The following is a 6258-nucleotide window of genomic DNA, read 5'->3' as shown; positions in this document are numbered from 1 at the left end:
TCGGTGCCGACACAGGTGTCGGGGTACGCCTGGCCGTTTCGGACCATGACGGTGCGTGCCAGGTACTCGATGTTGACCTGGTGCACGATGCCGGTCCCCGGGGGGACGACCTTGAAGTCGTCGAAGGCGCCCTGGCCCCAACGCAGGAACTGGTAACGCTCGCCGTTGCGCTCGTACTCGAGCTCCACGTTGCGCTCGAAGGCGTCGGCGCGCCCGAACACGTCGAGGATCACCGAGTGGTCGATGACCATCTCGGCGGGCGAGAGCGGGTTGACCTTGTTGGGGTCGCCGCCCAGGGCGGCGATGGCTTCACGCATGGTGGCGAGGTCGACCACGCAGGGCACGCCGGTGAAGTCCTGCATCAGCACGCGGGCCGGGGTGAACTGGATCTCGATGCTCGGCTCGGCCGATGCGTCCCAGTTGGCCAGAGCGTTGATGTGCTCGGTGGTGATGTTGGCGCCGTCTTCGGTGCGCAGGAGGTTCTCGGCGAGAACCTTCAGTGCGTACGGCAGCTTCTCGGTTCCGGGGACAGCGCTGAGGCGGAAGATCTCGTAAGAGTTCTCGCCGACCTCGAGCGTGCCGCGGGAGTCAAAGGAATTGATGCTCACGTGTGCTCCACTCGTTTCGTGCAATATCCGGCGGCGGGCTGCGCCGTCGGGAGTTCGTCAGAAGCGTCGCAGAAGCGACTGGCTGGGGCCGCGCTGCTACACCCACCATGATAGCAGTACGGCCGTACTGGTTTGGCGTTAGTGTCGAGTCGACACGAGGAATTCACTCTCTGACGGGTCGGCCGAGTCGTGCCTACCGTCTGTGGTGTTCCGCATCGGCTGTCGTATTCTTGGCCGCAACGTCCCCTCCGACTGTTTCAGGGAGCTAATACTGATGAATCCGGGCCCCACCGAGTTCGTTCTCGCAGCACCGGTCGCCGATCCGCCTGCCGTCGTGTGGTCGAACCTCGACATGCCCGCCATCAAGGCTGCTCTCCTCGAGACCGGAGTCTGGGCGCCTGCCGACCAGCAGGCCGGCCTCACGGCGCTCGTGAAGCAGGCCGCCGAGAACGGCGACAACCTGCACGTGGTGGTCCTCGAGCAGTCGTACCCGAAGTTCACCGCCTACCGCGACATCGCTACCGAGATCCAGTCCCAGGTTGGCGGCACGGTCCTCGTCTTCGGTCCGTCGGGCAACGGCACCGCATCCGACGAGTTCAGTCGGGTGGAATTGGAGGATTCGGCCAACGACATCTCGAAGGGTGCCAACGCGACCCAGGCCGCCACCCAGATGTACAACAAGGCGATCGACCCGAATGTCGACTGGACCGGCGTCACCATCGGGCTGATCGTCGTCGTGGTGATCGGCGCCGTGCTGGCCCGCGTGATGATGAAGCGCCGTCGCGGCGCGGACGTCGCCGAACCCGACGGCGGCCGCTCGGCCGCCGGGGCGACCGCGCAGACCTCGGAACCCATTGCCGACACCGAGGCCGAGGGTGGCGCCGACGAGCAGTCGTAACTGACGCGCATGCTGTCACCGCAGCCGCTGCCGCCCTGTTGAGGGCGACAGCGGCTGCGGTCGTTCGGACGCGTGTTATTCAACCGTGACGCGATTCTAAGGTTTCGCTCTTTCTGCAGTTCGCGTCGTTCTCGCAGGTAATCACGTGTTTGTAATTCTTGGTCTACGGTTTGCGATGGCACTCCTGTGACGTACGGTGCAGGAGACACCGAAGGTGCTCGGGGGATAGATGTTATGAGGGAGTACTCGAGTTGAAGGCAGTACAGCACAGCGCCCGAATGGCCGCGCGAGGCACGACCGTCGGTGCCGTCATGCTCGTCAGCATGCTCGGTGCGGGCCCGGCTCTCGGCGAACCCAAGGACAGCAATCCGGTTGCCACCTTGATCAACGAGATCGCGGACGTCGATCAGAGCCTCAGCGACCTCGAGGACGCTGTCGCGGTGAAGCGCGGCAATGTCGATCGAACCCTGGTGGACTTCCAGAATGCGATGGCGGCCCAGCAGGTCGCCGCGGCGGCCAGCCGCAGCGCGAAGAACTCGCTGACCGAGATCGGTTCCAAGGTGGAGGCCGCGCAGAAGGAGTTCGACAGCTTCGTGCGCACGGTGTACCGCCAGGGCAACAACCGCGGCGCGATGACCAAGTACGTGGCGTCCGACGATCCGGACAAGGTGCTGGATCAGATGACCGCCGTCGATCGCGTGACTCGTCAACAGCAGACGGTGATCCGCAAATTGCAGGTCGCTCGTAATCAGCAGGCCAACCGCGTGGCGGCGACCGAGGCCACCCGGCAGCAGACCGAGATGGCCGCCGCGGATGCGACCGCCCGCCGCCGCGATGCGATCGAGGCGGTACGCGCAGCGCAGACCGCCGTCCGCGAGCAGCAGACCAAGCGCGAAGCCCTCGTCTCCGACCGCAACGCGCTCGCCGACAAGCTCGCCAAACTCCGCGGGACCAAGCCGAACAAGGTCGACGCTCCGGCGACGCCGCGGCCGGGTTCGCCCGTCGACCAGCTCGACAAGGTGATCAAGGGCATTCCCGCCAAGCCCGTCGCCGGCGACGACCTCATCGCGCAGGCTGCCGAAGCCGCGGCCACGCTGGCCGCCGACACCGGCCAGTCGCTGCTGGCCAGCCTGATCGGCCAGCAGCAGATCCCGAACTCCAAGCTCCTCGACGAACTCGGCATCGGTGGAACCGGCCCGCTCGAAGAGGGAGAGAACAACACGATCACCCGGTTGGGCAACGGCTCGCTGGGGAGCCTGTTCAGCGGCAGCGGTGCGCCCGGCGGCGACGGGGGAGCGCTCCGGCCCGGCCTTCGCGGGCCGCAGGCCGTCGAGGTGGTCATCAATCGGATGAAGTCGCAGTTGGGTGTCACGTACGCGTGGGGCGGCGGCGATGCGAACGGGCCGACGCTCGGCATCCGTGACGGTGGCGTCGCCGACAGCTACGGCGACTTCCAGAAGGTCGGGTTCGACTGCTCCGGCCTGATGGTCTACGGCTTCGCGGGCGTCGGCATCGACCTGCCGAAGTACTCGGGTTACCAGTACACCTCGGGCCCGCACGTTCCGCTCGCGGAGATGAAGCGCGGCGACATGATCTTCTACGGACCCAACGCGAGTGCTCACGTCGCGATGGTGATGGGCGACGGCACCATGCTCGAGGCGCCTCAGTCCGGCGACGTGGTGAAGATCTCCCCACTCCGGACGGACGGTGCCATGCCGAACGTCGTGCGGCTCCTCTGACGCTCAGACAAGGCCGCTACTGTGGGTGGCGGTACAACGCACGCCTCGATCAGTAGGAGCAATGGCTTGACTTCAACAGGCAGCAGCGGCACGACGAGTGGCGAATCCGAGACGAAGGCCAGTCCGGCTGCGAACCTCACGTTCACCCCGGCAGATGCGCAGCTGATCGAACGCGCGATGTTCGAGGTGAAGCGCGTGATCGTCGGTCAGGACAAGCTGGTCGAGCGCATTCTCACCGGACTGCTGGCACGCGGCCACATCTTGCTCGAGGGCGTGCCGGGCGTCGCGAAGACCCTGGCTGTCGAGACGTTCGCGACGGTGATCGGCGGCAGCTTCTCGCGCGTTCAGTTCACCCCCGACCTGGTTCCCTCGGACCTCATCGGAACGCGCATCTACCGTCAGGGCCGCGAGGAGTTCGACACCGAACTCGGTCCGGTGAACGCGAACTTCCTGCTGGCCGATGAGATCAACCGCGCACCGGCCAAGGTGCAGTCGGCGCTGCTCGAAGTCATGGCCGAGCGTCACGTGTCCATCGGCGGCACCACCTACCCGATGCCGTCGCCGTTCCTGGTGATGGCCACCCAGAACCCCATCGAGAACGAGGGCGTCTACCCGCTGCCCGAGGCGCAGCGCGACCGTTTCCTGTTCAAGGTGCTCGTCGACTATCCGACGATCGAGGAAGAGCGCGAGATCGTCTATCGGATGGGCAACGTCCCGCCGACGGCCTCGCCGATCCTGGATCCGGAATCGACCATTCGTCTGCAGAACCTGGCCGCGAACGTCTTTGTGCACCACGCGTTGGTCGACTATGTGGTGCGCGTGATCAACACGACGCGTCGCCCCGCGGAGGCCGGCCTCAACGACGTCGAGAAGTGGCTGGCCTACGGCGCCTCGCCGCGTGCGACCCTCGGCATCGTCGCGGCGGCCCGAGCGCTCGCGCTGATCCACGGCCGGGACTACGCGATCCCGCAGGACGTGGTCGAGGTGATTCCGGACGTGTTGCGCCACCGCATCGTGCTGTCGTACGACGCCCTGGCCGACGAAGTGACGCCCGACCAGATCATCACCCGGATCCTGCAGACCGTCGGACTGCCACAGGTCTCGGCGACGCAGACGGGAACTCCGGTGCAGCAGGCACCGGCTCACCAGGGCCCGGTTCAGCAGGCGCCGGTCCAGCTTCAGGGTCCGGTCCAGCAGGCCCCGGTGTCCCAGCAGGCCCCGGTTTCTCAGCAGGCCAATGGCGGCCAGTAGCGATCTGCCGTCGTTCGAGGCAGGGACGCTCAACGACCCGGAACTCACCGCCGCTCTCAAGTCGCTGGAGCTGACCGTCCGTCGCAAGCTCGACGGTGTGCTTCAGGGCGAACACCTCGGGCTGATCCCGGGACCGGGTTCGGAACCGGGTGAGGCTCGCGAGTACCAGCCCGGCGACGACATCCGTCGGATGGAGTGGTCGGTCACCGCGCGTACCGGCACTCCGCACGTTCGGCAGATGATCGCGGACCGCGAGCTCGAGACCTGGTTCGTCGTCGATGCGTCGGCGAGCCTGGACTTCGGCACCGTGGGACGTTCCAAGCGCGACTTGGCGGTCGCGGCGGCGGCGGCGATCGTCCACCTGACGGCGGGTGGCGGCAACCGCCACGGCGCGATCATCGTGACCGGCGACGACATCGTCCGTATCCCCGCGCTGTCGGGTCGCGCGCACGATCGCGCCCTGCTCAAAGCCATCGCGACCACCAAGCGGTCGGCGCCCGGAGTTCGAGGGGATCTCGACGCGGGCCTGGAAGCACTCCGCCGCCCGATGCGCAGGCGGGGGCTTGCTGTGGTGGTCAGCGATTTCCTCGGCGACATCGACTGGGCGCGTTCCCTCCGTGCCATCGGCGCGCACCACGAACTGCTGGGCGTGGAAGTACTCGATCCGCGCGACGTCGAACTGCCGCCGGTGGGTCCGGTGACGCTGCGCGACGCCGAATCGGGTGAGATCGTCGATCTCGACGTGACGCCGCAGGTCCGCGCCGACTACGCACGGGCCGCCGCCGCTCACCGCGACGAGGTGCTCAGCGCCTTCCGGAGCGCGGGCGGGCCGGTGCTGTCGCTGCGGAGCGATCGCGACTGGATCGCCGACACCGTTCGGTTCGTCGGAACCCGACGTCGCACGATCGCTGCCGGGGTGCGCTGATGAGTGATCTGTTGGCACACCCGTGGTGGCTGCTGGCGACGCTGCTCGTCGTCGCGCTGGCGGTCGCGTACGTGTACGTGATGCGGCGTCGGCGGGCGCGGGCCCTCGAGTTCGCGAACCTGGATGTCCTGCGGTCGGTGACGCCGAAGAACCAGGACCGCTTCAAGCATGTGCCGGTCGCGATTCTGCTGGTGGGTCTGCTGCTGTTGACCATCGCGATGTCCGGCCCCATGGCCGAGCGCGACGTGCCGCGAAACCGCGCGACCGTCATGCTCGTCGTCGACGTCTCGAACTCGATGAAGGCCACCGACGTCGCGCCGTCGCGGCTCAAGGCTGCCCAGGCCGCGGGCAAGCGCTTCGCCGACGAACTCACCGACGGCATCAACCTCGGGCTGGTCTCGTTTGCGGGGACCGCATCGACCCTCGTCTCACCGACACCCGACCACGATGCGACCAAGAACGCCCTCGACAAACTGAAGTTGGCCGACAAGACCGCCACCGGCGAGGGCATCTTCGCCGCCCTGCAGCAGATTCAGACGCTCAACGCGGTTCTCGGCGGAGCCGACGCGGCGCCGCCCGCCCGCATCGTCTTGCTGTCGGACGGCACGCAGACCGTGCCGGAGAGCCCCGACGATCCGCGGGGCGGTTTCACCGCGGCCCGGAAGGCCAAGGAGATGGGCGTCCCGGTCTCGACGATCTCGTTCGGCACGCTCACCGGCACCGTCGAGATCGAGAACCCGGCGGGCGGAGTGCAGCAGGTGTCCGTGCCCGTCGACGACGAGTCGCTTCGCAAGATCGCGAACCTCTCCGGTGGCGAGTTCTTCACGGCCTCCAGCC

General features: G+C 67.1%; 6 protein-coding genes. 5 read left to right on the top strand and 1 reads right to left on the bottom strand.

Features of this window, described 5'->3' with window-relative positions:
* The coding region (locus GX543_RS11045; protein ID WP_290851953.1) for an aconitase family protein at positions 1-608 on the bottom strand (608 nt) is incomplete at its 3' end.
* A 274-nt stretch (positions 609-882) separates the two neighbouring features.
* On the opposite strand from GX543_RS11045, the gene GX543_RS11040 reads away from it, so the two are divergent.
* From GX543_RS11040 to GX543_RS11020, 5 genes are all read left to right on the top strand, one after another.
* The gene (locus GX543_RS11040) at positions 883-1506 is read left to right on the top strand and encodes a DUF6676 family protein (protein WP_290851952.1); all 624 of its coding nucleotides are present in this window, start codon (positions 883-885) and stop codon (positions 1504-1506) included.
* Positions 1507-1757: 251 nt separating this feature from the next.
* A complete protein-coding gene (locus GX543_RS11035) occupies positions 1758-3245 on the top strand; it encodes a C40 family peptidase (protein ID WP_366929065.1) in 1488 nt (495 codons plus the stop codon).
* A 162-nt stretch (positions 3246-3407) separates the two neighbouring features.
* On the top strand, positions 3408-4496 hold the full coding sequence (locus GX543_RS11030) for a MoxR family ATPase (protein ID WP_290851954.1): 1089 nt from the start codon (positions 3408-3410) through the stop codon (positions 4494-4496).
* Complete coding sequence (locus GX543_RS11025) at positions 4483-5421, top strand: DUF58 domain-containing protein (protein WP_290851951.1); 939 nt, start codon at positions 4483-4485, stop codon at positions 5419-5421. Before GX543_RS11030 ends, GX543_RS11025 begins: the two co-directional genes overlap by 14 nt.
* Positions 5421-6258, top strand: an 838-nt coding sequence (locus tag GX543_RS11020; protein WP_290851950.1) for a VWA domain-containing protein, incomplete at its 3' end; no start/stop codon positions are given. The genes GX543_RS11025 and GX543_RS11020, both read left to right, overlap by 1 nt.

The organism is Gordonia sp. (in: high G+C Gram-positive bacteria), from assembly GCF_012515855.1.
Lineage (GTDB): Bacteria > Actinomycetota > Actinomycetes > Mycobacteriales > Mycobacteriaceae > Gordonia.
This window is presented reverse-complemented; position numbering and strand designations above follow the sequence as displayed.

What these genes read in the sequence shown, in the direction of transcription:
- GX543_RS11040 (WP_290851952.1), top strand. Translation starts at nt 883, where the DNA reads ATGAATCCGGGCCCCACCGAGTTCGTTCTCGCAGCACCGGTCGCCGAT.
- GX543_RS11025 (WP_290851951.1), top strand. Translation starts at nt 4,483, where the DNA reads ATGGCGGCCAGTAGCGATCTGCCGTCGTTCGAGGCAGGGACGCTCAAC.